The sequence below is a fragment of the Ruegeria sp. HKCCD6428 genome, assembly GCF_013110595.1.
In the GTDB taxonomy this organism is placed as follows: domain Bacteria; phylum Pseudomonadota; class Alphaproteobacteria; order Rhodobacterales; family Rhodobacteraceae; genus Ruegeria.
The window spans coordinates 73416-99226 of sequence record NZ_WVQX01000012.1; the positions used below are offsets into that span (position 1 = coordinate 73416).

At 60.0% G+C, this 25811-nt stretch carries 36 protein-coding genes; 22 read left to right on the forward strand and 14 right to left on the reverse strand.

What is annotated here, in order from left to right; genetic code table 11:
- Positions 1-10: 10 nt before the first annotated feature.
- Positions 11-931, reverse strand: coding sequence for an adenosylcobinamide-phosphate synthase CbiB (gene cbiB, locus GS620_RS19930; RefSeq protein WP_171617518.1), 921 nt, complete (start codon positions 929-931; stop codon positions 11-13).
- Positions 928-1893 carry a threonine-phosphate decarboxylase gene (locus GS620_RS19935; RefSeq protein ID WP_171617519.1) on the reverse strand — a complete coding sequence of 322 codons (966 nt, stop codon included), beginning with the start codon at positions 1891-1893 and terminating at the stop codon, positions 928-930. The genes cbiB and GS620_RS19935 overlap by 4 nt, the downstream gene beginning before the upstream one ends.
- 185 nt (positions 1894-2078) lie before the next feature.
- On the opposite strand from GS620_RS19935, the gene GS620_RS19940 reads away from it, so the two are divergent.
- On the forward strand, positions 2079-2441 hold the full coding sequence (locus GS620_RS19940; protein WP_117869888.1) for a response regulator transcription factor: 363 nt from the start codon (positions 2079-2081) through the stop codon (positions 2439-2441).
- Here GS620_RS19940 and GS620_RS19945 read toward each other — a convergent pair.
- Positions 2423-3412 carry a glutathione S-transferase family protein gene (locus GS620_RS19945; protein WP_171617520.1) on the reverse strand — a complete coding sequence of 330 codons (990 nt, stop codon included), beginning with the start codon at positions 3410-3412 and terminating at the stop codon, positions 2423-2425. The genes GS620_RS19940 and GS620_RS19945 overlap by 19 nt on opposite strands.
- Before the next feature lie 213 nt (positions 3413-3625).
- On the opposite strand from GS620_RS19945, the gene GS620_RS19950 reads away from it, so the two are divergent.
- A complete protein-coding gene (locus GS620_RS19950) occupies positions 3626-3979 on the forward strand; it encodes a hypothetical protein (RefSeq protein ID WP_170344817.1) in 354 nt (117 codons plus the stop codon).
- 165 nt (positions 3980-4144) lie between these two features.
- On the opposite strand, the gene GS620_RS19955 is transcribed toward GS620_RS19950, so the two are convergent.
- Positions 4145-5317: a MalY/PatB family protein gene (locus tag GS620_RS19955; protein WP_171617521.1), complete on the reverse strand. Its 1173-nt coding sequence runs from the start codon at positions 5315-5317 to the stop codon at positions 4145-4147.
- A 94-nt stretch (positions 5318-5411) separates the two neighbouring features.
- Here GS620_RS19955 and def (GS620_RS19960) point away from each other — a divergent pair, with 94 nt between their 5' ends.
- From def (GS620_RS19960) to speB, 6 genes are read left to right on the forward strand one after another with little or no spacing between them, the layout of a single operon-like run.
- A complete protein-coding gene (gene def, locus GS620_RS19960; RefSeq protein WP_171120285.1) occupies positions 5412-5930 on the forward strand; it encodes a peptide deformylase in 519 nt (172 codons plus the stop codon).
- Positions 5927-6421, forward strand: a complete 495-nt coding sequence (def, locus tag GS620_RS19965) for a peptide deformylase (protein WP_171617522.1) — start codon at positions 5927-5929, stop codon at positions 6419-6421. The genes def (GS620_RS19960) and def (GS620_RS19965) overlap by 4 nt, the downstream gene beginning before the upstream one ends.
- A gap of 2 nt (positions 6422-6423) precedes the next feature.
- Positions 6424-7338, forward strand: a complete 915-nt coding sequence (fmt, locus tag GS620_RS19970; RefSeq protein WP_171617523.1) for a methionyl-tRNA formyltransferase — start codon at positions 6424-6426, stop codon at positions 7336-7338.
- A 6-nt stretch (positions 7339-7344) separates the two neighbouring features.
- Complete coding sequence (locus GS620_RS19975; protein WP_170344822.1) at positions 7345-7581, forward strand: hypothetical protein; 237 nt, start codon at positions 7345-7347, stop codon at positions 7579-7581.
- A gap of 1 nt (position 7582) precedes the next feature.
- Positions 7583-7819 carry a GlsB/YeaQ/YmgE family stress response membrane protein gene (locus GS620_RS19980; RefSeq protein WP_171617524.1) on the forward strand — a complete coding sequence of 79 codons (237 nt, stop codon included), beginning with the start codon at positions 7583-7585 and terminating at the stop codon, positions 7817-7819.
- A gap of 60 nt (positions 7820-7879) precedes the next feature.
- The gene (speB, locus tag GS620_RS19985) at positions 7880-8701 is read left to right on the forward strand and encodes an agmatinase (protein ID WP_171617525.1); all 822 of its coding nucleotides are present in this window, start codon (positions 7880-7882) and stop codon (positions 8699-8701) included.
- Between the two features lies 1 nt (position 8702).
- Here the strand turns inward: speB and GS620_RS19990 are convergent, their stop codons facing one another.
- From GS620_RS19990 to GS620_RS20020, 7 genes are all read right to left on the reverse strand, one after another.
- Positions 8703-9305, reverse strand: a complete 603-nt coding sequence (locus GS620_RS19990; protein WP_171617526.1) for an alpha/beta hydrolase — start codon at positions 9303-9305, stop codon at positions 8703-8705.
- A gap of 65 nt (positions 9306-9370) precedes the next feature.
- Positions 9371-9994: a TRIC cation channel family protein gene (locus GS620_RS19995; protein WP_171617527.1), complete on the reverse strand. Its 624-nt coding sequence runs from the start codon at positions 9992-9994 to the stop codon at positions 9371-9373.
- Positions 9991-10458 (reverse strand): ribonuclease HI, encoded by a 468-nt coding sequence (gene rnhA / locus GS620_RS20000; protein WP_152457071.1) that lies wholly within the window; start codon positions 10456-10458, stop codon positions 9991-9993. Before rnhA ends, GS620_RS19995 begins: the two co-directional genes overlap by 4 nt.
- The gene (locus GS620_RS20005) at positions 10451-11038 is read right to left on the reverse strand and encodes a methyltransferase domain-containing protein (RefSeq protein ID WP_171617528.1); all 588 of its coding nucleotides are present in this window, start codon (positions 11036-11038) and stop codon (positions 10451-10453) included. The genes rnhA and GS620_RS20005 overlap by 8 nt, the downstream gene beginning before the upstream one ends.
- Positions 11035-11487, reverse strand: a complete 453-nt coding sequence (locus GS620_RS20010; protein ID WP_171617529.1) for a DUF3429 family protein — start codon at positions 11485-11487, stop codon at positions 11035-11037. Before GS620_RS20010 ends, GS620_RS20005 begins: the two co-directional genes overlap by 4 nt.
- Positions 11484-12434: a 4-hydroxy-3-methylbut-2-enyl diphosphate reductase gene (gene ispH, locus GS620_RS20015; protein ID WP_171617530.1), complete on the reverse strand. Its 951-nt coding sequence runs from the start codon at positions 12432-12434 to the stop codon at positions 11484-11486. The genes GS620_RS20010 and ispH overlap by 4 nt, the downstream gene beginning before the upstream one ends.
- 190 nt (positions 12435-12624) lie before the next feature.
- The gene (locus GS620_RS20020; protein ID WP_117869875.1) at positions 12625-13200 is read right to left on the reverse strand and encodes an NYN domain-containing protein; all 576 of its coding nucleotides are present in this window, start codon (positions 13198-13200) and stop codon (positions 12625-12627) included.
- A gap of 141 nt (positions 13201-13341) precedes the next feature.
- Here GS620_RS20020 and folK point away from each other — a divergent pair, with 141 nt between their 5' ends.
- The 11 genes from folK to GS620_RS20075 all read left to right on the forward strand — a co-directional run bounded on the left by folK (position 13342) and on the right by GS620_RS20075 (position 21598).
- Positions 13342-13911 (forward strand): 2-amino-4-hydroxy-6-hydroxymethyldihydropteridine diphosphokinase, encoded by a 570-nt coding sequence (folK, locus tag GS620_RS20025; protein WP_171120268.1) that lies wholly within the window; start codon positions 13342-13344, stop codon positions 13909-13911.
- Positions 13912-14005: 94 nt separating this feature from the next.
- A complete protein-coding gene (gene rpoZ, locus GS620_RS20030) occupies positions 14006-14359 on the forward strand; it encodes a DNA-directed RNA polymerase subunit omega (RefSeq protein ID WP_117869873.1) in 354 nt (117 codons plus the stop codon).
- A 26-nt stretch (positions 14360-14385) separates the two neighbouring features.
- Positions 14386-16518 carry a bifunctional (p)ppGpp synthetase/guanosine-3',5'-bis(diphosphate) 3'-pyrophosphohydrolase gene (locus GS620_RS20035; protein WP_117869872.1) on the forward strand — a complete coding sequence of 711 codons (2133 nt, stop codon included), beginning with the start codon at positions 14386-14388 and terminating at the stop codon, positions 16516-16518.
- A gap of 16 nt (positions 16519-16534) precedes the next feature.
- On the forward strand, positions 16535-17233 hold the full coding sequence (locus tag GS620_RS20040; RefSeq protein WP_171617531.1) for a DUF2062 domain-containing protein: 699 nt from the start codon (positions 16535-16537) through the stop codon (positions 17231-17233).
- Complete coding sequence (locus tag GS620_RS20045; RefSeq protein WP_171617532.1) at positions 17226-17972, forward strand: pyridoxine 5'-phosphate synthase; 747 nt, start codon at positions 17226-17228, stop codon at positions 17970-17972. The genes GS620_RS20040 and GS620_RS20045 overlap by 8 nt, the downstream gene beginning before the upstream one ends.
- On the forward strand, positions 17969-18595 hold the full coding sequence (locus GS620_RS20050; RefSeq protein ID WP_171617533.1) for a LysE family transporter: 627 nt from the start codon (positions 17969-17971) through the stop codon (positions 18593-18595). The genes GS620_RS20045 and GS620_RS20050 overlap by 4 nt, the downstream gene beginning before the upstream one ends.
- Positions 18592-19062 carry a hypothetical protein gene (locus tag GS620_RS20055; RefSeq protein ID WP_171617534.1) on the forward strand — a complete coding sequence of 157 codons (471 nt, stop codon included), beginning with the start codon at positions 18592-18594 and terminating at the stop codon, positions 19060-19062. Before GS620_RS20050 ends, GS620_RS20055 begins: the two co-directional genes overlap by 4 nt.
- A gap of 4 nt (positions 19063-19066) precedes the next feature.
- Entirely contained in the window at positions 19067-19486 is a 420-nt protein-coding gene (acpS, locus tag GS620_RS20060) for a holo-ACP synthase (RefSeq protein WP_171617535.1), read from the forward strand.
- A 60-nt stretch (positions 19487-19546) separates the two neighbouring features.
- Entirely contained in the window at positions 19547-20386 is an 840-nt protein-coding gene (lepB, locus tag GS620_RS20065; RefSeq protein ID WP_171617536.1) for a signal peptidase I, read from the forward strand.
- Complete coding sequence (gene rnc / locus GS620_RS20070) at positions 20383-21075, forward strand: ribonuclease III (protein ID WP_171617537.1); 693 nt, start codon at positions 20383-20385, stop codon at positions 21073-21075. The genes lepB and rnc overlap by 4 nt, the downstream gene beginning before the upstream one ends.
- Positions 21076-21079: 4 nt before the next feature.
- The gene (locus GS620_RS20075) at positions 21080-21598 is read left to right on the forward strand and encodes a GNAT family N-acetyltransferase (protein WP_170344838.1); all 519 of its coding nucleotides are present in this window, start codon (positions 21080-21082) and stop codon (positions 21596-21598) included.
- 2 nt (positions 21599-21600) lie between these two features.
- On the opposite strand, the gene GS620_RS20080 is transcribed toward GS620_RS20075, so the two are convergent.
- Entirely contained in the window at positions 21601-22983 is a 1383-nt protein-coding gene (locus GS620_RS20080; protein WP_171617538.1) for a multicopper oxidase family protein, read from the reverse strand.
- 159 nt (positions 22984-23142) lie between these two features.
- Between GS620_RS20080 and era the strand changes: the two genes are divergently transcribed.
- The 3 genes from era to GS620_RS20095 all read left to right on the forward strand — a co-directional run bounded on the left by era (position 23143) and on the right by GS620_RS20095 (position 24811).
- Positions 23143-24051, forward strand: coding sequence for a GTPase Era (era, locus tag GS620_RS20085; protein WP_171169156.1), 909 nt, complete (start codon positions 23143-23145; stop codon positions 24049-24051).
- Positions 24048-24377 (forward strand): DUF1491 family protein, encoded by a 330-nt coding sequence (locus GS620_RS20090; protein ID WP_152457087.1) that lies wholly within the window; start codon positions 24048-24050, stop codon positions 24375-24377. Before era ends, GS620_RS20090 begins: the two co-directional genes overlap by 4 nt.
- Before the next feature lie 110 nt (positions 24378-24487).
- Positions 24488-24811, forward strand: coding sequence for a SemiSWEET transporter (locus GS620_RS20095; protein WP_152457088.1), 324 nt, complete (start codon positions 24488-24490; stop codon positions 24809-24811).
- A 56-nt stretch (positions 24812-24867) separates the two neighbouring features.
- Here GS620_RS20095 and GS620_RS20100 read toward each other — a convergent pair whose 3' ends face one another.
- Both GS620_RS20100 and GS620_RS20105 read right to left on the reverse strand, forming a co-directional pair.
- Positions 24868-25257 (reverse strand): VOC family protein, encoded by a 390-nt coding sequence (locus GS620_RS20100; protein ID WP_152457089.1) that lies wholly within the window; start codon positions 25255-25257, stop codon positions 24868-24870.
- A gap of 290 nt (positions 25258-25547) precedes the next feature.
- The gene (locus tag GS620_RS20105; protein ID WP_171617539.1) at positions 25548-25799 is read right to left on the reverse strand and encodes a hypothetical protein; all 252 of its coding nucleotides are present in this window, start codon (positions 25797-25799) and stop codon (positions 25548-25550) included.
- Positions 25800-25811 lie beyond the last annotated feature (12 nt).

A 25811-nucleotide genomic window follows, 5' to 3' on the forward strand; every position in this document is an offset into this window, starting at 1 on the left:
CAAATGTCCGTCAGTAAATCAGGTCGATCCCAACCGACACCGACACGAGCCCAAGCGCAAGCCCCCAAACACGCCACAACATGCGACATGCGCGGAAAATGTCCAAAGCTCCGATCTCGCGCTGAGCGTTGCAATTGACCCATGCCAGATCCCGCACCTTGCCGTCATAGCTGCGCGGCCCGGCTAGGGCGACGTTCAGCGCGCGGGCCATGGCGGCCTCGGGCCAGCCCGCATTGGGCGAGATGTGACGGTGCGCATCTGCCAAGATTTCGCGCCAGCGCGACCAGTGGCCCGACAGCGCCACGATCATCACGCAGGTCAGGCGGGCTGGGATCAGGTTCAGCAGGTCGTCGAACCGTGCCGAAGCCCAGCCAAACGCGCGGTACGTTTCGTTGCGATATCCGATCATGCTGTCGGCCGTGTTCACCGCCTTGTAGACCAGCAGCCCCGGCAACCCGGCAATCAGAAACCAGAAAGCAGGCGCGATGACGCCGTCGCTGAGGTTCTCAGCGGCGCTTTCGATGGCCGAGCGTGCCACTTGTGCCTCGGTCATGTCCCGTGTATCGCGCGAGACGATCATGGCCACCCGTGCCCGCCCCTCTGACAGCGAGGCCATCAGCCCTTCGCCCACGGCGCGCACATGGGTGACCAACGATTTTTGCGCCAACAGGATCGCGCAGACTAGGATTTCAATCACCGGCCCCAACAGGGACAAACCCCAGCCAAGCGCCCCTGCGCCGCAAACCAGCAGGACAAGCACACCTACCCCTTTTGAACGGCGCTGGGCCCCGTGGTTCAGGCGTGTATCCAGCCAGCCGATCAGGTTGCCGATGATCACCGCCGGATGCCTGACGCGCGACCAGAGCCAGTCGGGTTCCCCCAGTGCTGCGTCCAGACACATGGCACAGACCAGCATCAGGCCAGGGCTCACAGGGCGGCCTCCAACCTGTTCCATCCATCCTTGGGCGGGAGCCCAAGGCGCAGATAGGTTTCAGAATAGGGGAAGATGCGGCTCCAGATATGAGACTGTGCCAGACGACCTTGCCAATGGGCGGCGTTGTCGACCTGATAGAGTCGGAACAGGCTGGTGCCGCCGATCGCCTTGGCCCCTTTTCTCGTGACCAGCGCATCCAGCCTTGAGGCCTCGTCAGCCAGGCACGCACGCGTGGCGTCCGCCCAGCGGTTGTCCATCAAAGCCTGTGTGCCGACCCGCAAGGCCGGGCCTGATACCGACCAAGGGCCGGTCAGATCGTTCAACCGACTGATCATATCCGGCCGTCCGATGGCAAACCCCAGCCTTACCCCGGCCAGCCCCCAGAATTTGCCAAAACTCTTCAGCACGATCACGCCGGGGCGGTCTGCAAGATGGATCAAGGACTTGTCCGGCATGACGTCGCAAAAGCTTTCGTCAATCACGGTAAGTGGTGCCGATACGTCGCCTTCCTGCCAGATACGCCCGTCCGGGTTGTTCGGATGGACGATCACGCGGGCGTCACACGGACCGTCTTGCCGTACCTTCCATCCCTGCGCCGAAAAGGCGGCGGCGTGTTCGTTATAGGTGGGCGGCGTGATCTGTACCGTACCCGCCGCAGTTAGCGCGGGAAGGCGCGCGATGATCGCCGACGCTCCGGGCGCGGGCAGGATCGCTGCACGCTGCGGCACGTTCCAGAACCCGCGCGCGGCACCGCTGAGCCGTTCAAACGCCCCGTGATCCGGCAATTCAGCCCAATCCCCCGCAGTCAGCCCGGACACGGGGTAGGCATGAGGATTGATGCCGGTGGACAGATCGATCCAGTCGGTGCGTTGTCCACCATATTGTGCAATCGCCCTGTCCAGCCCACCGCCGTGGTCGCGAACCGTGCGTGGATCCAAGTCTTGATCCGGTGTGTTCATCTGCTCTCTCTGCGAGAAAATACCGCTTTTGGCCTGCTTCAAGCGGATTTTCGCCTCTAATACAAGCAAATCCGCCTGTTCACGGACCTGTAGGGCCGCTGTTAACACTTTGTTAAGGAAATAACGAGATCACGGACCACGGGGGTCGGCACCACTCACCATACCAAGTGCCGAGGTTGTTGCAAATGAAAGTTCTGATTGTTGAGAGTAATCCCGACCTTGGTCGGGTCTGGAAAAGGCATCTGGAACGGCAGGGCGCCGAGGTCACGCTGGTCGAGACGCAGGAAGCCGCCATTCTGGCGCTGTACGGCACGGATTTCGAAATCATCGTGCTGGATCTGGTTCTGGAAACCGGAAGTGCATTGGCCGTGGCCGATTTTGCAAGCTATCGCCGCCCCCAGGCGCGGGTGATCTTTGTGACCAACACCACCTTCTTCTCGGATGGATCGATATTTGCCCACAGCCCGAACGCCTGTGCTTATGTGCAAAGCGAAACACCGCCAGAGGATCTGGCGGCGATGGTCGAGCATTACGCTGCAGGGCGCTGATCGCGGCGGTGCGGTTCTGCGTAATCCAGCACCGGGTTTACCGGAATGATCCGGTGCGGATTGATGCTGTCATGGCTGTAGTGATAGTGGCGCACGATATGGTTCATGTTCACGGTGGGCGCCACGCCGGGCCATTGGTACAGTTCACGCGTATAGGCCCATAGGTTCGGGTAATCGATCAGGCGCCGCTTGTTGCATTTGAAGTGCAGATGATAGACCGGATCAAAGCGGATCAGCGTCGTAAACAGCCGCCAGTCAGCCTCGGTGATCCGATCCCCCATCAGGTAACGGTTCCGGGCCAGACGATCTTCCAGCCAGTCCAGCGTGTCGAACAACAGGCCCACGGCGGCGTCATAGGCCGCTTGCGAGGTGGCAAAGCCGGACTTGTAGACGCCGTTGTTGACGTCTGAATAGATGCGTGCGTTGACCTCTTCGATTTCATCGCGCATCGCTTCGGGCCAGTAATCATCGATATTGCCGGTGACCCCGTCGAAGGCCGAATTGAACATGCGGATGATTTCCGAGCTTTCGTTCGACACGATGGTTTCCTGCCGCTTGTCCCACAGGATCGGCACGGTCACGCGACCCGAATAGGCTGGATCGGCTTTGGTATAGATCTGGTGCGCAAAGCCCAGCCCGAAAAGGTCATCTCCTGTCGCGCCGTGAGCGTCTGTTTCAAAGGTCCAACCCTGATCCAGCATGTCCGGATGCACGACCGACACCGAGATCAGATCGCTCAGCCCTTTCAACTCGCGAAAAATCAGCGTGCGATGGGCCCAGGGGCAGGCATAGCTGACGTACAGGTGATAGCGCCCGGATTCTGCTTTGAACCCGCCTTTGCCTGATGGTCCTGCCTCGCCGTCAGCTGTCAACCAATTGCGAAACTGCGCGGCGCTGCGCTTGAATGCACCGCCCGTGGATTTGGTGTCATACCAGGTATCGTGCCATTTTCCGTCGACCAGCAGGCCCATGTCTTTTCCTCCGCATTTGCGTTTCGAAAAACATAGGGCCAGGGCTTGCATCTTCCTATGCGAGCGCCCGCGCAAATGCTCTGCATCCGTGCACAGTCGAGTTCGGGATTTCTGTGCAACAAACCTCGGCCGGATCGTGTTTCTGTGACGTGGTTCACTGGATTTTTACAACTTATCCCGCACAATAGAAGTCATTCACGGGGGAACGGATTAATGAGTACCTATGTTTCAAAGGAAATACGCGCCGAGTTGGACGCGGCCCGAATCGCCACATTGAAAAAAGCCAGCCGTTTACGGGTGGAGATGGGCGACAATACCTACAAAATACTCAAATTGTGGAAAGACGGTTTTACGGTTGAAGCGGAAACCACGCCGCGCTTGCGCGGGCTTGTTGATATCTTTGACGGGGCCAACCATCTCTATCAATGCCTCATCGTCGCGGATGAGGATGAAGGCGGTGAGATGCGGTATGAATTCAAACGCAGCACGGCCGCCCATGACAGCGCGCCGCTTGACTTTTACCGCGCGCCCGATGCGCCGATCGCCCTGCTGGGGCATGACGACTAGGGGCGAATTTCAACTGGTATTCCCATTTGGCCCAGGGTTTGGTCGATGCCAAAGGCCAGCGGTGCCAGCCTAATGGCAGGCACGCGCGGCCCAAAGCGGCCTCAACCAAGGCAACCGGCACCTGTGAAAACAGGGCAGGGTTTGCAAGCCCCGGCCGGCACGTACTTATTGCAGATCCCCGAAAGCACGTTTCAGCCGCAGGCAAGCATCCTCGACCCGCGCCCGTTGCGTGGCGAGGTTGAACCGTTCAAACGTTTCTCCTCCAGTGCCGAAACCCGGACCTGACGATGTCGCGATCCGCGCGTCCTCGCGCAACCGGCGGACAAATTCAGCGTGATCCATGCCGGTGCCCGAGAAATCGACCCAGGCCAGATAGGTCGCCTGCAAGGGCATCGACCAGAGCCCCGGAATCTCGGTGATGGTCTGATCGAACAGACGCCTGTTTCCCTCCAGATGCGCGATCTGGGCATCTACCCATTCGGCCCCTTCGGGGCTGTACGCGGCGGTGATCATCGCCACGCCCAACGCGCCGGGATCGTAGTCCAATGTTTGCAGCCGTTGCTTCATGGCCGCGCGAAGTTTGGGATCGGGAATGATCATGTTGCCGGTCCGCTGCCCGGCGATGTTGAAGGTCTTCGACGCCGCAGTCAGCGTCACGGTCCATGGGCGTGCATCCGGGGCCGCCACGTCCATCGGCACAAATTTAGCGCCGGGATAGACCAGATCGTGGTGAATCTCGTCCGACACCAGTATTAAACTGTTCCGTTCGGCAAACGCAGCCACGGCCTGCAACTCGTCGGGCGTCCAGACACGACCCGACGGGTTTTGCGGCGAACACCACAGCAGCATCTTCTCGGACCCGTCCAACCGGGACTGGGCGTCGTCCAGATCCAGGCCGTAACTTTCCCCGTCCCGCACCAAAGGGCATTCCACGACCCGGCGGCCCGATTTGTTCACCTTGTGGGCAAACTCATGGTAAACGGGGGTGAAGATCACGATGCCATCACCGGGATCGGTCCAGACATCCAGCGACAGGGCGATTGCATTGCCCAAGCCCTGGGTGGTCAGGATCCAATCCGTGTCGATTTCCCAATCATGGCGGGTTTTCATCCACCATTGAACCGAGGCCAGATAGTCCGGGTGCATCCATGAATAGCCGAACACGCCGTGATCTGCGGCCTTGCGCACGGCCTCGATCACGCAGGGTGCCGTCTGGTAATCGGAATCGGCCGTCCACATGGCCAGACCGTCCTCGGGCGAGACGCCATACAGCATCTCCATCTTGTCCCATTTTGAACTGTTGGTGCCCCGGCGGTCGATCAGGTCGTTGAAAGTCATGTCTGCTCCATTTTCTCGACCGAAAGCTAACCGCAAATCGGGCGGGTGCAAGGGGGGCGTTGCGGCGCGGGGCGGGATGGCCTAAATCAGCCTCATGAAACGCACTATCCTGATCCATCCCGATCCCCGCCTGAAAAAGGTCTGCGCGCCCGTATCCGACCTGACGGACGAGCTGCGCACGCTGGCTGACGACATGCTGGAAACCATGTATGACGCGCCCGGGATTGGCCTCGCCGCGCCGCAGATCGGTGTGCTGGAACGGTTGATCGTGCTGGATTGCATCAAGGAAGAAGGCGAAACACCGCGCCCGCTGATCATGTTCAACCCTCAGGTCATCGCCTCTTCCGAGGAAACCAATGTATACGAGGAAGGATGCCTTTCGATCCCGGATCAATATGCCGAAGTGACCCGCCCCAAGGTGGTCGATGTCACCTGGATGGACGAGAAGGGAAACCTGCGACAGGAGACGTTCGACGGGCTTTGGGCCACTTGCGTGCAGCATGAAATCGACCATCTGAACGGCAAGCTGTTCATTGATTACCTAAAACCGCTGAAACGGCAGATGATTACCCGCAAGATGCAAAAGCTTAAACGTGAACGGGCGCGCGCATGACCGTCCGCACCTGTCTGCCCTGGCCTGACAAACGCTTGCGCACAAAGGCGGATGAGGTGACTGAAATCACCGATGACATTCGCCGGATTTGGCAGGACATGATCGACACGATGGAGGCCATGCCCGGTGTCGGTTTGGCCGCGCCGCAGATCGGAGTGCTGTTGCGTCTGGCCGTGGTCGATGGGTCGGCCGAGCGGGGCAAGGCCGTGCGTCTGGCGAACCCGGAAATCCTGCACAGCTCGATCGAACTGCGTGAACATGAAGAGGCCAGTCCGAACCTGCCGGGCCTGTCGGCCAAGGTAAAACGCCCGCGCGCGGTGACTGTCAAATTCCTGAACGAGCAGGGCGTGGTGGACCGTCGCGATTTTGTCGGCATCGAGGCCACCAGTGTCCAGCACCAGATCGACCATCTGAATGGCCGGATGTATTTTGACCGGCTCAGCAAGGTCAAACGCGACATGCTGCTGCGCAAAGCCAAGAAACAGGGGTAAAGATGCGCGTTGTTTTCATGGGAACCCCGGACTTCTCGGTGCCGGTTCTGGATGCGCTGGTCGAGGCCGGGCATGAGATCGCCGCCGTCTATTGCCAGCCCCCGCGCCCGGCGGGGCGGGGCAAGAAGGATCGCCCGACACCGGTTCACGCGCGTGCCCAGGCGCTGGGTCTGGACGTGCGTCACCCAACCTCGCTGAAACCGGCCGAGGAGCAGGACAGTTTTGCGGCACTGAACGCGGATGTGGCGGTGGTTGTGGCTTATGGGCTGATCCTGCCCCAGCCCATCCTCGATGCGCCGGCTCATGGCTGCCTGAACATTCATGCCAGCCTCTTGCCGCGCTGGCGCGGGGCGGCTCCGATCCACCGCGCGATCATGGCGGGCGATGCGCAAACCGGCGTCTGTATCATGCAAATGGAGGCGGGCCTTGATACCGGCCCCGTTCTGTTGCGACAGGCCACCGATATCGGGCCCGAGGAAACCACTGCGGAACTGCATGACCGGCTCTCGGCGATGGGCGCGGCTTTGATTGTCGAGGCGTTGGCAAAGCTGCCCGGCCTGACCCCTGATCCGCAGCCCGAGATTGGTGTCACCTATGCCGCCAAGATCGACAAGTCCGAGGCCCGCGTGGACTGGTCGGGCCCCGCGGTCGAGGTCGATCGGCAGATCCGCGGCCTGTCGCCCTTTCCCGGGGCCTGGACCGAGATCGACGGCAACAGGGTAAAGCTCCTCGCTTCGCGTCTGGCGCAAGGGAAGGGCGCACCGGGGGAGGTTCTGAATGGCGATCTGTATGTGGCTTGCGGGCAGGGCGCCATAGAACTGCTGCGCTTGCAAAGGGCGGGCAAAGGCGCGCAGGATAAGGAAACGTTCCTGCGGGGCTGGCCAATCCCGATCGGCACCCGGATGTCTTCGGAGTAAAGCCATATGTTCATGGTGATGATGGGCACTGTCGTGATTGCCGGGATCGTCGGGTATCTGTCCGAACAGACCGGTTTCACCCATAACGGCTATTTGCAATCCATCATCATCTGTGTGGGCGGGGCGTTCCTGTTTTATTTCGTCCGCATCATGTTCGGTATCAGCTTTGGTCCTCCGGGGCTGGATGCGGTGATTTCCTCTGTTGGTGCCTTGATCATCGTGCCGACCCACTGGAGGAAATGACATGCCAATCGTCGCCCTGATCATCATCGGTGCAGCGGCAGGGTTTCTGGCCACCCGCCTGATGCGGATCGAGGCGGATATCCCGACGACCATGCTGATCGGTATCGCAGGTGCCCTGATCGGAGGGATGCTGCTGCGGTTTCTTGTAACCGTTATGGGGTGGCTGTCTGGTTTTGTCGGGGCGGTTCTGGGTGCGTTGCTGGAGATTTGGATCTGGCAGACCTACCTGCGCCGTTGACCCCTTGACCCGGCGTCTTTCCTCCGTCCAGATCGCCTTCAACGAAAAAGGGGAATGATGATGCCGTATGATTTGAAGCCGGGTGATGTCGCTCTGATGGGCGTTCCTTTGGATCTGCATTCCTCGTTCCTGCAAGGGCCGGCCTTCGCCCCCGGACGCATCCGCGAGGCGCTGCATTCCGGTGCCGCCAACCTGACCGCCGAAGATGGTACCGATCTGGGTGCAAGCGCCAAATTCAGGGATACCGGCGATCTGGATGTGTTCGAAATGCGCGGGCAGGAACCGATTGACCAGATCGAGGCTGAAGCGGCGAAACGGATCGCAACCGGCGCGCGCCTGTTGTCGCTGGGCAACGACCATTCCGTGGCCTATCCGCTGATCAAGGCCCATGCAGATCGGTACGAAGGCCTGAACATCCTGCATATCGACAGCCACCCTGATCTGTACGACACGCAGGATATCGGACCGCTCGGCCATGGCTGCCCCTTTGCCCGGGTGATGGAGACCTGCCCGGTCAAGCGTCTGGTGCAGGTCGGCATCCGCACCATGAACGCCCATCAGCGCGAACAGGCCGACAAATTCGGCGTCGAGGTGACCGACATGCGCAACTGGCGCCCCGACTTGCAGATTTCATTCGATGGCCCGGTCTACCTGTCCCTTGATCTGGATGCGCTGGACCCGGCCTTTGCGCCGGGCGTCTCGCACCATGAACCCGGTGGGCTGAGCACGCGCGAGGTTATCGACCTGATCCACCGGTTCAAAGGTCAGCTGGTCGGGGCGGATATCGTCGAGCTCAACCCGCATCGCGACCCCTATGGCATGACGGCGATGGTGGCCGCGAAATTCGTCAAGGAAATCGGCGCGCGCTTGCTGAACGGCTGACTTACCGTTCGTCGCACACCGTCGCAGACCCAAGTGCCGGAGCACCCCTGGTGGTCAAATCGAACCGGTTCGCCTCGGCAGTGGTCATCCAGTGCATACTGTCGGCCGGGGCTGCGAACAGGGTGTACCAGTAAAACTCCTCGTCCACGCCGATATCCTTGAAATAGTCCAGGTATCGGTCATGTTCGGGATCGTCCTCGGGCAAGTCGGTCGCCACCAGACCCGACCCGGCCCAGCTGTGGACACCGACACAGGCCCCCGGTTGCAGCACGCGGCGGTTTCCGGCCAGGAACAGATCGGTGCCCCCGCTGGCCACCAGCCCGTTCGATGGAACGACGGTATCGAACCCGGCCCTGTGCACTTCGCGGGCGAAGATGACATTGGCGTCATCATCAACCGATCCTTCAATGTATTGCAGAACCAATGTGCGGGCTTCGGGGTTTTGCGCTGTCACTTCCTCAAAGGCAGACAGCGTTGTCTCGTCAATCGTGCCCGAGGCGATGATCTGGTCGCCCTGCGCAACAAAACTGACGGGGGTGTAATACGCGCCGCATGAGGCGAGCAGGGCCAGGCAGGCTGTGATGGATGCAAGTCTGAATGTCACGTTGGCCTCCGGGCTGTGCTTTCAAAAGGGGTATCAGCATGCCGCTTTGGCGTCCACTGTCGGGCTCAGCTGCGCGGCGGACGGCTTTTGTAGACCGGCAATTGCCAGCCAAACATCAACGACCCGGCGCGCAACGCCCAGCACACCAAGGCGCAAAGAGCCAGAGAAATCGCAGGCTCTGCCCCCAATCTGGCAGCCAGAACCGCCGTCAGGGCACCTGTAAAGGCGCAGGACACATAGAGCTCACCTTGTTTCAGCACCAGCGGCACTTCGTTGCAGACCACATCGCGCATCAGCCCGCCCAGGCATCCGGTCGTCACACCCATCAAAACGACAATGACCCCGGACTGGTCCAGCGACAATGCCGCGCCGGTTCCGGCCGCGACAGCCACTGACAGTGCAAAACTGTCCAGCCAGACCAGCCAGTTATAGCGGCTTTCCACCAGATGTGCGGTAAAGAACACCAGGACCGACGCCGCGACTGCGATCAGGATGTAATCCGGCTGCCCGACCCAAAAGATCGGGTGACGGTCCAGCAAAAGGTCTCGTACAGTGCCGCCACCTACGGCCGTCAGGCAGGCCATGAAGGCAAATCCCACCAGATCCAGCTGGGCACGGCTGGCCACCAGTGCCCCTGTCAACGCGAAGATCAGAACCGAGGCATAGTCCAGCAGCGTCAGCGCGGTCACGCCTGTGCCTTCTTCGGTTTGAACGGCGCCATTCCGGCCCGGGCCAGCTCATCAGCTTTTTCATTCTCGGGGTGGCCTGCGTGGCCCTTGACCCATTCCCATGTCACATCATGCCGTTCCTGCGCCTCATCCAGACGCTGCCAAAGATCGACATTCTTGACCGGTTTCTTGTTCGAGGTTTTCCATCCGTTGCGTTTCCAACCGAAAATCCAGCCGGTGACGCCGTTCTTCACATAGGCGCTGTCGGTGACGACGGTTATCTTCGACGGTCGCTCCAGCGCTTCAAGGGCGCTGATGGCGGCCAGCAACTCCATCCGGTTGTTGGTCGTCTCGGCTTCGCCCCCGTTCAGCTCACGCTCTTTCAGAACGCTGTCCCCGTCCATCGCGCGCAACAGCACGCCCCAGCCTCCGGGGCCGGGGTTTCCGGAACAGGCACCATCCGTATAGGCAAACAATTCAGGCATGGGCGAACACCAGAATATATCCGTCATACGATCCGGCCAGGCCTTTGCCCATGCCATGGACTGCGCGGTCAATCGTGCACCCTGCCTTGTTCAAGGCGTCCTCGATCTCGGCCTCGGTGTAATAAGTATAATAACGATCCAGATCATCCCGATGTTCACCAGTGCCCAGCTTCATCCCCAGAAACAGCTGTCCACCGGGTTTCAGAGCCCTGTGGATCGCAGTCAGATGTCGCTGGAAATCGGCGCGCGGCGCGTGCAGCAGGGAAAAGCTGGCGTAAACACCGTCATATTCGGCCGTCTCAGTGACGTCATCGAACGTACCCAGATAAGCATCCACACCGTTTTCCCGCGCATGTTCGACAAAGGCTGGCGTGGCATCCAGCGCGCGAACCTTCAGCCCTTGACGCATCAGGAACCCGCTGTCCGACCCCGGCCCGGACCCCAAATCCAGTACATAGCCGCCTGCGCCGACCGCATCGGCAAAAGCCTGACGGGCCTCAAGCTGCTCGGGCGGCAGGGGGATTTTCAGATATTCTGCCACCTTGTTTGTATAGGCGTTGATCGTGCGTTCATCGGTCACAGGTACACTCCGACTGCAAGACTGGCCAATACGACCGCGGTCAGCAGGATGCGCAACCGCATCCACCAGACCGGTGTCAGGCGCCAGTAGGAAAACAGGGCATCCAGCAACAACAAACCAGCGAACCCATACATCAGATTGGTGCCCGCATTGACCGGCCCGCCACCTGTCATGGCAAAGGCCCAAAGCGCGGGCAGAACCGACAACAGATAACACAGGGCCGCTTTGCTGCCCGATGTCTTGGTGGCAAAACCCCAGAGAACACCGGACATGAAGCTGAGGATGACCGATCCATAGAACAGTTGCACATAAGGCCCCACGAAACGTGGGCCAAAGGTTTGCGTGCCCCAGGCATTCAGGTCGCTGTTCAGATAGGTCAGGGCGCCCCAGACAAACGGGATCAGTCCCGCCAGCCCCAGACAGAGAGGCGCTTTCGGCACTCCGTTCACGCCGGTTGCCTCAACACGCGGGGGACTTTGAACTCGACGTTTTCAACGGCGGTTTCGACCGGCTCGACGGTGACATCATAATGCGCGCTGAACGCTTTGATCACCTCGTTTACCAGAACCTCCGGGGCCGACGCGCCTGCGGTGACAGCCACGGTCGAGATACCCTCGAGCGCGCGCCAGTCAATCTCGGTGGCGCGCTGGACCAGCTGCGCGTACTGGCACCCCGCGCGCGAGGCAACCTCGACAAGGCGGCGCGAGTTCGATGAGTTCGGCGCGCCCACAACCAGCAAGGCATCCGCCTTGGGGGCCACGGCTTTCACCGCTTCTTGCCGGTTGGTGGTGGCATAACAGATATCTTCCTTGTGCGGTCCGACAATGGCCGGGAATCGGGCCTGAAGGGCGGCGATGATATCCTTGGTGTCATCGACCGAAAGGGTGGTTTGGGTGACAAAGGCCAGCTTATCCGGGTCACGCACCTGCACCGTGGCCACGTCGTCCACGGTCTCGACCAGCAGCACATCGCCCTCGGGCAGCTGCCCCATGGTGCCCACGGTTTCGGGATGGCCTTTGTGGCCGATCATGATCATCTGCAACCCCGCGTCCGCGTGGCGCTGCGCCTCGACATGCACCTTGGAAACCAGAGGACAGGTGGCGTCCACATAGATCATCTCGCGCTGGGCAGCCTCGGCGGGAACGGATTTCGGCACCCCGTGGGCGGAAAAGATCACCGGGCGGTCATCGGGGCATTCCTGCAATTCCTCGACGAAAACGGCCCCTTTGGCGCGAAGGCCGTCGACCACGAATTTGTTGTGCACGATCTCGTGGCGCACATAGACCGGTGGGCCCCATTTCTGCAAAGCCATCTCAACGATTTTGATGGCACGGTCCACACCGGCGCAGAACCCGCGTGGGGCGGCAAGGTAAAGTGTCAGTGGCGGCTTTTTCATCAGGCTGTCTCCTTGTGGCACAGGTAAGTCTTTTCCCGGCCTTGGTCCAGACAGGACATCGTCATTCATCTGACACGAATCGTTGCTAATCGGGTGATGTTTAAGCACCTGTACCTTGTTAAAGAAGCGCGGCCAGGACCGATGTCCTGACCGCGCGATTTTTCCCCATCATGACAGGCCTATCGTCTTGTCAGCTGTTGCTGGCAACAGCGACGCTGCGATGCTCCGTCGGCATTTCACGCGGCGGGCGACCGATGACATCGCGCAAATCCTCCAGCTCGATGAAATTGTCGGCCTGGCGGCGCAGTTCATCCGAGATCATCGGCGGTTGGCTGCGAATGGTCGACACCACCGATACGCGCACGCCCTGCCGTTGCAGGCTGGCGATCAACGGGCGGAAATCCCCATCACCCGAGAACAGCACGATATGATCGACGCGCGGCGCCAGTTCCATGGCATCGACGGTAAGTTCGATATCCATATTTCCTTTGACTTTCCGACGCCCCATGCTGTCGGTGTATTCCTTGGCCGGTTTCGTGACCATGGTGAAGCCGTTGTAATGCAGCCAGTCAACCAATGGACGGATCGGCGAATACTCGTCGTTTTCCAGCAGCGCTGTATAGTAGAAGGCCCGAAGAAGCTTGCCGCGGCGCATGAATTCCTGCCGCAGAAGTTTGTAGTCAATGTCGAAACCGAGTGCTTTTGCCGCGGCATAAAGATTCGAGCCGTCGATGAACAGCGCTAGCCGTTCGTCTTTATAAAACATAAATATTCCCTTCCGGTATAATCCAGTGCGTGCCGCGTTACGTGAGTGAGTGAGTGATAAAATGACGCGCTCTGGTACGCCTATAATTAGAACTTCTGTCGATTATCGCAAGTATGCAATGGGTCGAATGTAGGGTATCACATGAGCAAATCCATGCCAAATGCCGTTGTTGCGCTGGGCGCAAATCTCGATTTGAGAGGAAATGGTCCCGCTGTAACACTTCAGAACGCGCTTGACGCGTTATCGCGTCACGATGTGGTGATTCGCTCCGTCAGTCGTTTTTTTGCAACGCCGTGCTTTCCCGCCGGGGCCGGCCCGGACTATGTGAATGCCGCGGCGCTGATTGCAACCGAGAGGTCTCCTTCGCAGCTGTTGCAGGTGCTGCACGAGGTGGAGCAGGAATTCGGGCGCGAACGGGTGCAGCGCTGGGGGATGCGGACGCTGGATCTGGATCTGGTCTGTTTCGAAGATCAGGTCCTGCCGGATCGCGCCACGTTTGATCGCTGGCTGACCCTGCCGACCGACGCGCAAAGGCAAGAGGCACCGGATCAGTTGATCTTGCCGCATCCGCGCCTTCAGGATCGCGCCTTTGTCCTCGTGCCGATGGCCGATATCGTGCCCGACTGGCGCCATCCGGTTCTGGGTCGCACGGTCTGCGAGATGATCCAGACCCTTCCCGCGGCAGAGGTTGCGGCGGTCACGGCGTTGTGATCCGTGCAAATGCAGCATTTCCTGCTTGTCAAGGCGCGGATTCGCGCTTAGATAAACCCCTTCCTGACATGGATTCAGAAACGGAGAGCGCCCAATGGCCCGCGTGACGGTTGAAGATTGCGTAGACAAGGTTCCAAACCGGTTCGAGCTGGTGATGCTCGCCGCCCATCGGGCGCGTGAGATTTCCGCCGGTGCAGCGATTACCGTTGACCGCGACAACGACAAAAACCCTGTCGTGTCTCTGCGTGAGATCGCCGACGAAACCCAAAGCGCGGACGAACTGCGCGAGCGCCTGATTGAGGCCAACCAGACCCAGATCGAGGTTGACGAGCCCGAAGAAGATCAGATGGCGCTGCTGATGGGTGCCGAAACGGACAAACCCGCCATGGACGACATGTCGGAAGAGAAGCTCCTGCGCGCTCTGATGGAGGCTCAAGGGCAGGGGTAAGCCCTGAAGACGAAGGTGCGGACCGGATGATTTCTGCTGACGATCTGATTGCGCTGGTCCGCAACTACAATCCCAAGACGAATGCTGACCGCATTGCGCTGGCCTATGAATTTGGCCAGCAGATGCACGAGGGGCAGTTCCGCCATTCCGGCGAGCCCTATTTCACCCATCCCGTTGCCGTTGCCGCCATCCTGACCGAACAGCGTCTGGATGATGCGACTATCATCACGGCGCTGCTTCACGACACGATCGAAGACACCAAGGCCAACTATGGCAAGGTGGCTGAACTTTTCGGGGATGAAGTCGCCAAACTGGTCGACGGCGTCACCAAGCTGACCAATCTGCAACTGTCTAGCCGCGAGACCAAGCAGGCCGAGAACTTCCGCAAGCTGTTCATGGCCATGTCCAAGGACCTGCGCGTGATTCTGGTCAAGCTGGCCGACCGTTTGCACAACATGCGCACGATCAAGGCGATGCGTCCCGAAAAACAGATCGTCAAGGCCCGCGAGACGATGGATATCTACGCACCGCTTGCGGGCCGGATGGGTATGCAGTGGATGCGTGAGGAACTTGAAGACCTGGCTTTCCGTGTCCTCAACCCTGAAGGCCGCCAGTCGATCATCCGCCGCTTTATTACCCTGCAACGCGAGACCGGCGACGTGATCCATCGCATCACCGGCGACATGCGGCACGAGTTGGAAAAGGCCGGGATCGAGGCCGAGGTGTTCGGCCGCGCCAAGAAACCCTATTCGATCTGGCGCAAGATGCAGGAAAAGGATCAGGGCTTCTCGCGCCTGTCAGACATCTATGGGTTCCGCATCATCACGCAGACCGAAGAAGACTGCTATCGAACCCTGGGGGCCATCCACCAGCGCTGGCGCGCGGTGCCGGGGCGCTTCAAGGACTATATCAGCCAGCCCAAATCGAACGGTTACCGCTCGATCCACACCACGGTGTCGGGCCGGGACGGTAAACGGGTCGAGGTCCAGATCCGCACCCGCCAGATGCACGACGTGGCCGAAACCGGGGTTGCGGCGCATTGGTCCTATCGCGACGGTGTGCGCACCGAGAACCCGTTCGCCGTCGACCCGGCCAAATGGATTTCCAATCTGACCGAGCAGTTCGACAACGAGGAAGATCACGAAGACTTCCTCGAGGCCGTCAAGCTCGAGATGTATTCGGACCAGGTGTTCTGTTTCACCCCCAAGGGCGACGTGGTGAAGCTGCCGCGTGGCGCGACGCCGATCGATTTTGCCTATGCCATTCACACCCGGATCGGTCATGCCTGTGTCGGGGCCAAGGTTGATGGTATCCGCGTTCCGCTCTGGACGCGGCTCAAAAATGGCCAGTCCGTGGACATCATCACCGCCGATGGTCAGACGCCACAGGTCACGTGGCTGGAGATTGCAGTCACCGGCAAGGCCCGTACCGCCATTCGCCGCGCCCTGCGCGAAGTGGATCGGGAACGATTCATCAAGCTGGGCAAGGAACTGGCCCGTTCCGGGTTCGAGCATGTGGGCCGCAAGGCGACCGACAAGGCGCTGGATACCGCGGCAAAACACCTACGCCTGAAAGATCGGCACGAGCTGCTGGCCCGCCTCGGCAGCGCCGAACTGACTGCGCATGAGGTGGTTCAGGCCGTCTATCCCGAACTTGCCAAGGACGACGGCGACGCCATTCCGCTGCGCCGTGCGGTGATTGGCCTGGAGCCGGGGCAGAAGTTCGACCGGGCCCCCTGCTGTCAGCCGCTGCCGGGGGAACGTATCGTCGGTATCACCTATCGGGGCAAGGGCGTGGTCGTGCATGCCATCGATTGCGATCGGCTCAGCGAGTTCGAAGGCGAACCTGACCGTTGGGTCGATCTGCACTGGCATTCGGGCACGCACCCGGCCGTCTATGGCGCGACTTTGGATCTGACCATTGGCAACGATGCCGGGGTTCTGGGGCGTATTTGCACATTGATCGGCGAGAAAAAGGCCAATATCTCAAACCTCGAGTTTGTCGATCGCAAACCGGATTTTTACCGCCTTCTGATCAATGTCGAACTGCGCGACCTTGAACAGCTTCACTCACTCATGCTGATGCTGGAGGCGGAAAGCGATGTTGCTGCGGTCGAACGGTATCGGGATCAGGTCAAAACTTCGGTTGCGGCTGGCTGAGAAGGGGTGATCACGGGTGGTATTCAAGCGCCGAGACCGACGCTCTCCAGTCCAGATCGCATCGGATTTCGTCTATCCGCGTGGCGGATGGACCCGCGCCTTCCATTACGTGAAACACCGCGTCCGGCGCTTGCCGGATACCCCTGACCGGATCGCGCGCGGTATAGGGGCGGGCGTCTTTGCGGCCTTTACGCCGTTCTACGGGTTGCATTTTCTTGTCGCCGCCATCGGTGCCCGGCTGATCAAGGGGAACATTCTGGCTGCGCTCAGCGGCACGTTTTTCGGCAACCCGCTCACCTATGTTCCGATCGGAGTGATCTGTCTTCAGACCGGGCATTTCCTGCTGGGCACCGAATACGAAGAAGGCGACACACAGGGGCTTATGGGCAAATTCGCCAGTGCCCTGGGGGATCTCAAGAACAATTTCCTGGCGTTGTTTACGGATCGCGTGGCCGACTGGCACGGGCTGTCGCAGTTCTACGACGACGTCTTCTACCCCTATATGATCGGTGGGATCATTCCGGGCCTCGTTGCGGGGGTGATCTGCTATTACCTCAGCCTGCCGCTGATCCTGACGTATCAGCAGCGTCGTCGCGCCAGAATCAAGGCGAAGTTTGATGAAATCAAGCGTTTGGCCGAAGATTCGGCTGCCGTTTCTTCGGCAGAGCCTCTAGGCTCGGGCCAAAACATGCAAAAGGAATCGAGGGATGTCTGAGAACCAACTGCGTCTGGGTGTGAACATCGATCACGTGGCCACGGTGCGCAATGCGCGGGGCGGGGACTATCCGGATCCGCTGCGCGCCGCCAAACTGGCGGAAGAGGCCGGCGCCGACGGCATCACCGCGCATTTGCGCGAAGATCGACGCCATATCTCGGACGCCGATATCGACGGGCTGATCGAGGTTCTGTCGGTGCCGCTGAACTTTGAGATGGCCGCGACACCCGAGATGCAGAAGATCGCCTTGCGCCACAAGCCTCACGCGGTCTGCATCGTGCCCGAAAAGCGCGAGGAGCGCACCACCGAGGGTGGTCTCGAAGTCGCGCGCGAGGAAAACAAGCTGGCGCATTTCATCGCGCCTCTGCGTGAGGCCGGCTGTCGGGTGTCAATCTTCATTGCCGCCGATCAGCGTCAGATCGAAGCCGCGCATCGCATCGGTGCCGAAGTGATCGAGCTGCACACCGGCGCCTATTGCGACGCCCATGCCGAAGGTCGCATGGAAGATGCCGAACGCGAGCTTGAGTCGCTGCGCCAGATGTCCACCTTCGCTCATTCGCTGGGGCTCGAGGTTCATGCGGGCCATGGCCTGACCTATGACACCGTAAAACCGGTTGCCGCCTTCCCAGAAGTCAAAGAGCTGAATATCGGTCATTTCCTGATTGGCGAGGCGATTTTTCTGGGCCTCACCCCGGCCATTCAGGAAATGCGTCGCCTGATGGACGAGGCGCGCGCGTGATCACGCCCGGCTTTGTCGCCATCTGGCTGGCCTGGCTGATGGCCGGCGGCTCTCCGGGGCCTGCCACGATGGGCATTGCAGGAACCGCCATGAACGAAGGCCGCCGCGCCGGTCTGGTCTTTGCGCTGGGCATCTGTGCCGGGTCCGCCGCCTGGGGTATTGCCGCTGCTCTGGGCCTGTCGGCGATCATGCTGGCCAATGTCTGGGCGTTCGAAGTGATCCGCTATGTCGGCGTGGCCTATCTGGGTTGGCTGGCCCTCAAGGCCCTGCGCCGCGCGATGACCGCGGATGAGGTTGCTTTGGGCAAACCGGTCACGGGCGCGCTGCCGACGATCTTCGCCAAAGGTGCCGCCATCTACCTGACGAACCCCAAGGCGATCCTCAGCTGGGGCTCGATCTACGCCATCGTCGCACCCAATGATGCCAGCCTGTCGATGCTGCTGGGCTATTTCGCCATGCTCTATGCGGGATCGTTGATGATCTTCATCGGCTATGCGTTTCTGTTTTCTTCCGAGCGCATGGTCCGAACCTACCGCCGCGCCCGCCGCTGGTTCGATTTCGCCTTTGCCGGGTTCTTTGGCGTGGCGAGTTACAAGATCCTGACGGTGCGGTTGGGGTGGTGAAACTTTGGACACCCGAACAGAAAACCTTGTTGTTTAACCGGGTTGGATACGTGGCGTTGTTCATGATTTTTCTTGTGCTGTCGGTAGGCTCAGGCTTTGCCGAAGAAAAAATGGGCCTTAAAGGTATTTTTTTCTTTCCGCTCGATGCCTTGGTATTCCCAGTTATTTTGGCGTCGTTGGTCCAAACTCTTCTATGGTCTAAGCGGCTTACTCAAGCGAATCCAAACGCTACGCTATGGTACAACGCCACTTACATGGTTGGTCTGTCATTGTCGGTTTTATGGGCTGCTCAAATCTCAGTATTGGTTTACGGATTTGGGCATTGGCATAGAATTGACTTCTGGGACCTGATCCTGAGAAACGTCTTTTTACTTTTCTGGGCAGGGGTTGCCACAGCTATTTGTCGTGCTGTGTTGGGGCAAGCTATGCAAACAAAGCAAACGCTTTTTGGCGAAAAAAGAAACTGAGAAAATGATCCTCGGCATCGGCACAGACCTCGCAAACATCGACCGCATCCAGGGCACGCTCGACCGGTTCGGCGACCGGTTCCGCAATCGTGTCTTCACCGAGACAGAGCAGCACAAGGCCGAACGCCGCGCCGATACGGCCGGAACCTATGCCAAGCGCTGGGCTGCGAAGGAGGCCTGTTCCAAGGCGCTGGGCACCGGTCTGCGGATGGGCATCGCGTGGAAGGACATGGCCGTCACCAATCTGCGCACCGGCCAACCGGTGATGCACGTGACCGGCTGGGCCGCCGAGCGCCTCAAGGAAATGACCCCCGACGGGCACGAGGTGATCATCCACGTCACCCTGACCGATGATCACCCCTGGGCGCAGGCTTTTGTGGTGATCGAGGCGCGTCCGCTTCAAGATCACACCACGCAGCCTTGACTTGCCCCCATCGCCCCCGCATGTAGCAGCGAAGCCAAGCAAAGAACTGGAGAGAGCAGTATGGCCGAGGAAGCCAAGACCGGAAATCCCGTCTGGGAGACGATCAAGACTATCGTCTATGCGCTGCTGATTGCCGGCGTGTTCCGTACCCTCTTCTTTCAGCCGTTCTGGATCCCCTCGGGCTCGATGAAGCAGACGCTGCTGATCGGTGATTTCCTCTTCGTCAACAAGATGGCTTATGGCTATTCCTACGCATCCTGCCCCAGCCTGATCATCCCCAGCGTCGGCCTGAACGTGGATGCCGAAGATATCTGTGGCTGGATGCAGGGCGAAGACAATACCCGTATCTGGGGCGGTGATCCGGAACGTGGCGATGTCATCGTCTTTCGCCATCCGGTCACCGGGCGTGATTATATCAAACGCCTGATTGGCTTGCCGGGCGACCGGATCCAGGTCCGCAATGGCCAGATCATCCTCAATGGCACTCCGGTTCCTCAGCAGCCCGATGGCGTGTTTACCGAAGTCGCGGAACCGCAAGGCCCGCAGCGCCTGCGCCCGCGCTGTGAAAACGGCCCTGTCGGTATTGGCGGCACCTGTGAAAAATCGCGCCTGATCGAAACCCTGCCCAATGGCGTGTCCTACGACGTGCTGAACATCGGCAACCAGGCATCGGACAATACCGGCATCTACACCGTGCCCGAGGGCCATTATTTCTTCATGGGGGACAACCGTGACAATTCCAGCGACAGCCGTCTGCCGCAATCTGCCGGCGGTGTCGGATACGTGCCTTACGAAAACCTGATCGGTCGCGCCGACCGGATCATGTTCTCGTCCGCGGGCCGTTCGATGCTGTTCTTCTGGACATGGCGCGGTGATCGGTTCTTCAAGGCGGTCAATTGAAGCTTTCGTCTGAGATAAAGGCGTTCCAGCGGCGATTGGGGTATGAGTTCAAAAACCCCGAACTGCTGGTGCGCGCGCTGACCCATGGCTCGGTGTCTTCGTCCACCCGACCCGACAACCAGCGGCTGGAGTTTCTGGGTGACCGCGTTCTGGGCCTGGTCATGGCCACCGCGTTGCTTGAAGCTGACAAAAAAGCCTCCGAAGGCCAGTTGGCCCCCCGGTTCAACGCATTGGTCCGCAAAGAGGCCTGTGCAGATGTGGCCCGCCAGATCGATCTGGGCGCGGTGTTGAAACTCGGCCGGTCCGAGATGCTGTCCGGTGGCCGTCGCAAGCAAGCGCTGCTGGGCGATGCGATGGAGGCCGTGATCGCCGCCATCTATCGGGATGCGGGGTTCGAGGCTGCCCGCGATGTCATCCTGGCGCTTTGGGGGGACCGCATCCACAAGGTCGAGGCAGATGCGCGTGACGCCAAGACCTCGTTGCAGGAATGGGCGCAGGCGCGTGGGCAAAAGCCGCCCTCATACGTCGAAATCAAACGCAGCGGCCCGGACCACGCCCCGATCTTCACCATCGCCGCCCGCCTTCAGGACGGCACCGAGGCACAGGCCACCGCAGGATCCAAACGTCAGGCCGAACAGGCCGCGGCGAAAGCTTTGCTGGAGCGGTTGAGTCCGGCCAGCTCGTCCTAGGGGCATGAAGCTCAGACCAGCCCGGAAATCGGACGCGGCCAGCCTGGCCGCGTTGTCGATCGAAGTCTGGATCGGCACCTACCTGCGCCATGGCGTAAGTTCTTTCTTCGCCGAGTTTGCATTGTCCGAGTTCACAACCGCACGGTTCGAAGCGCTGCTTGAGGAAGAGAGTGATCTTCTGGTGGTGTCTGAAAACCGCGATGGAATCGATGGCTACATTCGGTTGGCAGAGGGCCGTCCCGCCCCCATCGACGGGCTTTCCGATCTTGAGATCGTGACCTTTTACGTGCAGCCGCGCCACCACGGAAAGGGCATCGGGTCAGCGTTGTTGCAGGTGGCCATTGACCATTGCCGGAACAAAGGCCGCCCCGAAATCTGGCTGACGACCAATTCCCAGAACGCTCCGGCCATTGATTTCTACCTGTCCAAAGGCTTCCGTCAGGTCGGCGTCACGGATTTCCGTATCGCGGACCAAGCCTATCCGAACCACGTTCTGGCGTTGAACATGTCACCACCGGGCTAGGGTCAGATTACCCGGATGAACCCGGCCAGTCCGGTTTTCTGGTGTTCGATCACGTGGCAATGAAACGCCCAGTCGCCGGGATTGTCCGCGACCAGCGCGATGTCTACGGTCTCGTCTTTTAGCAATAGCATCGTATCGGACAGCAACGGTGGCAGTTTGCGCAGGTTCGAGGTCAGCGGAACAAAGGCCAGCCCGTGCAGATGGATCGGGTGCAGGTTGGGCGATTCATTGCGCAGTCGCAGAACATAGCTCTTGCCCCGTTGCAGCACGGCCAGTGGCCCGGTTCCCTGCGCCGCATCGCCCGGCCAGGGCGTTCGGTTGATCGACCAGAAACTATAGCCCAAAGACCCGCAGAACCCGTCATTCGGGGCGCCGCCTTCCGGGGTCCAGCCGAACACGAACTCATGCAACTCGGCCTGACCCAGATCAGGGCGCGCGACAGGGTTCGGGCGCAATGGGCGCAGCTCTCGCAGATCACGCGCAATGGACTGTCCCGTGGCCCGCAACCGGACCATGGCGCGGTGTTTCTGCCCGGGAAACTTTGCCATCAGCTGGGCTGACTGCCCCTCGTCGTCCGGCATCCGAACCGCCAGGTCCACCCTTTGACCCGGGGCCAGCAAGAGCGGCTGGGCTGCTGTGGGCCGTGTCACGTCTGTTTCTACCGGATGTCCGTCCCATGCGATGATCCGGGTCTCGGCCCCTTCGGGATGCAACCTGTAGATACGGGTCGTGTCCGTGTTGACCACCCGTACGCGCACCAGGCTGCCCGCGGCGTGGTCATATACTGCCTCGCTCTGCCAATTGGCGGTCTGCACGTTGCCGAACGTGCCGGTCCGCGCTGCGCCGCGGGCGGTATAAGCGGGCAGAAACGCGCCATCTTCGTCCAGCCGGAAATCCCGCAGATTGATCACCTGCTCGCTGTCGAACCCTGGGTCTTCCGGTTCGGCAACCACCATCACACCGGTCAGCCCTCGGGCCATCTGGTCCATCGTCATGCAATGAGGGTGATACCAATACGTGCCCGCATCCGGCGGTGTGAATTCATAGGTAAAGCTCTCGTTTTCGCCGATGGGCATCTGGGTCAGGTAGGGCACCCCGTCCATCTCGTTGCGGATGCGTAGACCGTGCCAATGCATCGCAGTATAGTCGGGCAGGGTATTGCGCACCGTCAGACGCAGTACCTCGCCCTGACGGCCGTAAAGAACCGGTGGCGGCGCATCCGGTGACAGGCTGACCATCCCCATGGTCGGCTGATCGCGCAACCGATAGCTGGCAGGTTGCACCACCAGTTCCCGAACGGGATCGCTGGCCGCCAGAGACAACCCTCCCAAACCCAGAGCACCGGCAGCGGCGCTACTTCCAAGAAGAAACTCGCGACGTTTCATGAAGACCTCACTGAACGGATCTGATGCCGGGCTGGGATTGGCTGGGCGTCCGCGTCCATCTGACACCTCAAACGCAAGGCTGCAATGCGACAAATCCCTCTGGTCCGCCGGACCTTTCTGCTATAGGGGTGCGCACCTGCAAACAGGATCGCCAGACTCATGACCACACGCGCCGGATTTATTGCCCTGATCGGAGAGCCCAATGCGGGCAAGTCAACCCTGCTGAACCGCATGGTCGGGGCCAAGGTTTCGATCGTGACGCATAAGGTGCAGACCACCCGCGCGCGTATCCGCGGCGTGGCGATGGAGGGCGACGCGCAGCTGGTTTTCGTCGACACGCCGGGGCTGTTCAAACCCCGCCGCCGCCTGGATCGCGCCATGGTCGCCGCCGCATGGGGCGGGGCCGCGGATGCCGACATCGTTGTGCTTATGGTCGAGGCGCATCGTGGCATTACTGAAGGTGTCGAGCGCATCCTCGAAGGTCTCGAAGAGATCGGGCAAGGCCGCACGATCGCGTTGGCCATCAACAAGATCGACAAGGTGCCGTCCGAGAAGCTGCTGGCGCTGACCAGTGACCTGAACGCACGCTACCCGTTTGCCGAAACCTTCATGATCTCTGCTGAAAAGGGACACGGCGTCGAGGACCTGCGCAAATGGCTGGCCTCTGAATTGCCTGAGGGCCCCTGGCTCTATCCCGAAGACCAGATCGCCGATCTGCCACTGCGCATGATCGCCGCGGAAATGACGCGCGAGAAGCTGACCCTGCGCCTGCATCAGGAATTGCCCTATCAACTGACCGTCGAGACCGAAAACTGGGAAGAGCGCAAAGACGGCTCTGCCAAGATCGATCAGGTCATCTATGTCATGCGTGACGGCCACAAAGGCATCGTGCTGGGCAAAAAGGGTGAGACGATCAAAGCCGTCAGCCAGGCCGCGCGCGCCGAGCTGGAAGAGTTCCTCGACCGCAGGATTCACCTGTTCCTGCAAGTGAAGGTCCGGCCCAATTGGCTGGAAGAATCCGAGCGGTATTCGGAAATGGGGCTGGATTTCAAAGACGGAAACGCATGACGCGGCTGACGGCGGAATTCTGGGTTCACGCCTATCTGGCGCGGCTGCGATTTCAGGATATCCCGGCCTATGTGGTGGCCCATGGTGATGACACCGCAGGCGCAGTTCTGGTCAAGCTGAACACACTGGACGGGCAGGCCGTTGCCTTCCAACGCAGCTTTGATCTGATGAGTGGCGAACGGAAATGGGTCGAACTCTCGTCCGGCCTTGAAGGTGACGTGGACCAGGCCATCCAGCGCCAACGCAGCTTTGACCCCGACCTCTGGGTGATCGAGGTCGAAGACCGTCAGGGGCGGCACCTGCTGGGCGAAGAAGGGCTTGAGTGACCAGTACTGAAGGGTCTTTGACGCAGAGACCAAAATGACTATTTTACCCCGGCAATTACACTGGCAGGGCTGGCTTGCCCTGTGGACAGGCGCAACCAAGAGGTGCTTTCGTGGCTGAAACGCTTGCTGAGAAACTGGAAAAATCGGAACTCGGCCACTGGATGCAGCGGTTCGAAAGCTTCATGGTCTTTGTCGGGGTTGTTGGTCCTTTCGCCACGCTTCCGCAACTGGTCAAGCTCTACTTTACCCATTCAGAACACGCTACTGGTCAGTCGCTTCTGTCCTGGTCGCTTTATGCCGGGCTGTCCTTCCTGTGGTTTGCGTATGGTCTGGTGGTGGGCAAGTTGCCCATCTATGTGGGCAACGGTATCTCGATGGTGCTGAACCTGCTGATGGTCATAGGAATTCTGGTTCATGCGGGTGTGACGTTCTGAACTTCACGCTGGCTTGGGTCTTTCTTGTTCGCGGTCGCAGACGATGCTCGGGTCCATCAATCCGCGTCGCCAAAATAGACAAAGCTCATCTTGTTCCCGTCAGGGTCGCGTGCGTAGGCACCAAAAAAGTTTGGGCCATATTGGGGGCGGTCCCCCGGATCACCTTCGTTTGTTCCGCCATTTGCAAGCGCGGCCGCGTGCGCATCACGCACTTCTTCTGTGCTTTGGCACAACAGGCCAACCATGTTTCCGTTGCCGATTGTCGCGTCTTTTTTGTCGAACGGTGTCGCGACCCATATGCATCCGCCGCCGCGCAGCTCATAGCATACAGCATGCGGCATATACTCGGCGACGACCTTTCCGCCGATCCGGGGCATAACCGCGTCGTAATAGCTGCGTGCCTTGGCAACGTCGTTGGAACCGATCATGACGTAATTAAGAGACATTTTGGGAATCCCGCTTTAGAACATAAGAAGAACATTATGGCCTGAACGGGATTAAAGCAACGCATTCTTTTGCCCGCAGTTGGCGACACCCCGGACGACAGACGGTGTTTCCATCGGCCAAGGGGCAGCAGGCGCGTTCTGGCGGGGCACATTGGTGATCTGAAGAATGGCGGCGGGATCATGTTGAGGCACAACGGAATCCACCGTGGTCAGGTCTGGTCGCTATATCGTACCGGACCGTTGCAATGAAAAGCCGATGCTCTGCCCTTCAGTCTATGCATGTCTTGGGATCACGCGCCATGTCCGCCGTTCCACCCGTCTTCGTACTCGCCCAACACCCTGGACAGGTGCAGCAGAGACGCAGAAAAGCGTGCGTAGACATCCCTCGACAACATCGGCTTGTTGTCATCCAGCACCTGCACAAGTTCGACGACGGTCGACGCAAACGTCGCATAGACCTGCATGTCTGCCGCCGTTGGGTCCGGTGTCCAGATTTCGCGTTCGTCGTAGTATGTGGCGGGTTTCGGTTCGTCATCGATCATGGTGCGGCCCCT

What these genes read in the sequence shown, in the direction of transcription:
- GS620_RS19935 (WP_171617519.1), bottom strand. Translation starts at nt 1,893, where the DNA reads ATGAACACACCGGATCAAGACTTGGATCCACGCACGGTTCGCGACCAC.
- GS620_RS19940 (WP_117869888.1), top strand. Translation starts at nt 2,079, where the DNA reads ATGAAAGTTCTGATTGTTGAGAGTAATCCCGACCTTGGTCGGGTCTGG.
- GS620_RS19945 (WP_171617520.1), bottom strand. Translation starts at nt 3,412, where the DNA reads ATGGGCCTGCTGGTCGACGGAAAATGGCACGATACCTGGTATGACACC.
- GS620_RS19950 (WP_170344817.1), top strand. Translation starts at nt 3,626, where the DNA reads ATGAGTACCTATGTTTCAAAGGAAATACGCGCCGAGTTGGACGCGGCC.
- GS620_RS19955 (WP_171617521.1), bottom strand. Translation starts at nt 5,317, where the DNA reads ATGACTTTCAACGACCTGATCGACCGCCGGGGCACCAACAGTTCAAAA.
- def (WP_171120285.1), top strand. Translation starts at nt 5,412, where the DNA reads ATGAAACGCACTATCCTGATCCATCCCGATCCCCGCCTGAAAAAGGTC.
- def (WP_171617522.1), top strand. Translation starts at nt 5,927, where the DNA reads ATGACCGTCCGCACCTGTCTGCCCTGGCCTGACAAACGCTTGCGCACA.
- fmt (WP_171617523.1), top strand. Translation starts at nt 6,424, where the DNA reads ATGCGCGTTGTTTTCATGGGAACCCCGGACTTCTCGGTGCCGGTTCTG.
- GS620_RS19975 (WP_170344822.1), top strand. Translation starts at nt 7,345, where the DNA reads ATGTTCATGGTGATGATGGGCACTGTCGTGATTGCCGGGATCGTCGGG.
- GS620_RS19980 (WP_171617524.1), top strand. Translation starts at nt 7,583, where the DNA reads ATGCCAATCGTCGCCCTGATCATCATCGGTGCAGCGGCAGGGTTTCTG.
- speB (WP_171617525.1), top strand. Translation starts at nt 7,880, where the DNA reads ATGCCGTATGATTTGAAGCCGGGTGATGTCGCTCTGATGGGCGTTCCT.
- rnhA (WP_152457071.1), bottom strand. Translation starts at nt 10,458, where the DNA reads ATGCCTGAATTGTTTGCCTATACGGATGGTGCCTGTTCCGGAAACCCC.
- ispH (WP_171617530.1), bottom strand. Translation starts at nt 12,434, where the DNA reads ATGAAAAAGCCGCCACTGACACTTTACCTTGCCGCCCCACGCGGGTTC.
- GS620_RS20020 (WP_117869875.1), bottom strand. Translation starts at nt 13,200, where the DNA reads ATGTTTTATAAAGACGAACGGCTAGCGCTGTTCATCGACGGCTCGAAT.
- folK (WP_171120268.1), top strand. Translation starts at nt 13,342, where the DNA reads ATGAGCAAATCCATGCCAAATGCCGTTGTTGCGCTGGGCGCAAATCTC.
- rpoZ (WP_117869873.1), top strand. Translation starts at nt 14,006, where the DNA reads ATGGCCCGCGTGACGGTTGAAGATTGCGTAGACAAGGTTCCAAACCGG.
- GS620_RS20035 (WP_117869872.1), top strand. Translation starts at nt 14,386, where the DNA reads ATGATTTCTGCTGACGATCTGATTGCGCTGGTCCGCAACTACAATCCC.
- GS620_RS20045 (WP_171617532.1), top strand. Translation starts at nt 17,226, where the DNA reads ATGTCTGAGAACCAACTGCGTCTGGGTGTGAACATCGATCACGTGGCC.
- acpS (WP_171617535.1), top strand. Translation starts at nt 19,067, where the DNA reads ATGATCCTCGGCATCGGCACAGACCTCGCAAACATCGACCGCATCCAG.
- lepB (WP_171617536.1), top strand. Translation starts at nt 19,547, where the DNA reads ATGGCCGAGGAAGCCAAGACCGGAAATCCCGTCTGGGAGACGATCAAG.
- GS620_RS20075 (WP_170344838.1), top strand. Translation starts at nt 21,080, where the DNA reads ATGAAGCTCAGACCAGCCCGGAAATCGGACGCGGCCAGCCTGGCCGCG.
- GS620_RS20080 (WP_171617538.1), bottom strand. Translation starts at nt 22,983, where the DNA reads ATGAAACGTCGCGAGTTTCTTCTTGGAAGTAGCGCCGCTGCCGGTGCT.
- era (WP_171169156.1), top strand. Translation starts at nt 23,143, where the DNA reads ATGACCACACGCGCCGGATTTATTGCCCTGATCGGAGAGCCCAATGCG.
- GS620_RS20090 (WP_152457087.1), top strand. Translation starts at nt 24,048, where the DNA reads ATGACGCGGCTGACGGCGGAATTCTGGGTTCACGCCTATCTGGCGCGG.
- GS620_RS20100 (WP_152457089.1), bottom strand. Translation starts at nt 25,257, where the DNA reads ATGTCTCTTAATTACGTCATGATCGGTTCCAACGACGTTGCCAAGGCA.
- GS620_RS20105 (WP_171617539.1), bottom strand. Translation starts at nt 25,799, where the DNA reads ATGATCGATGACGAACCGAAACCCGCCACATACTACGACGAACGCGAA.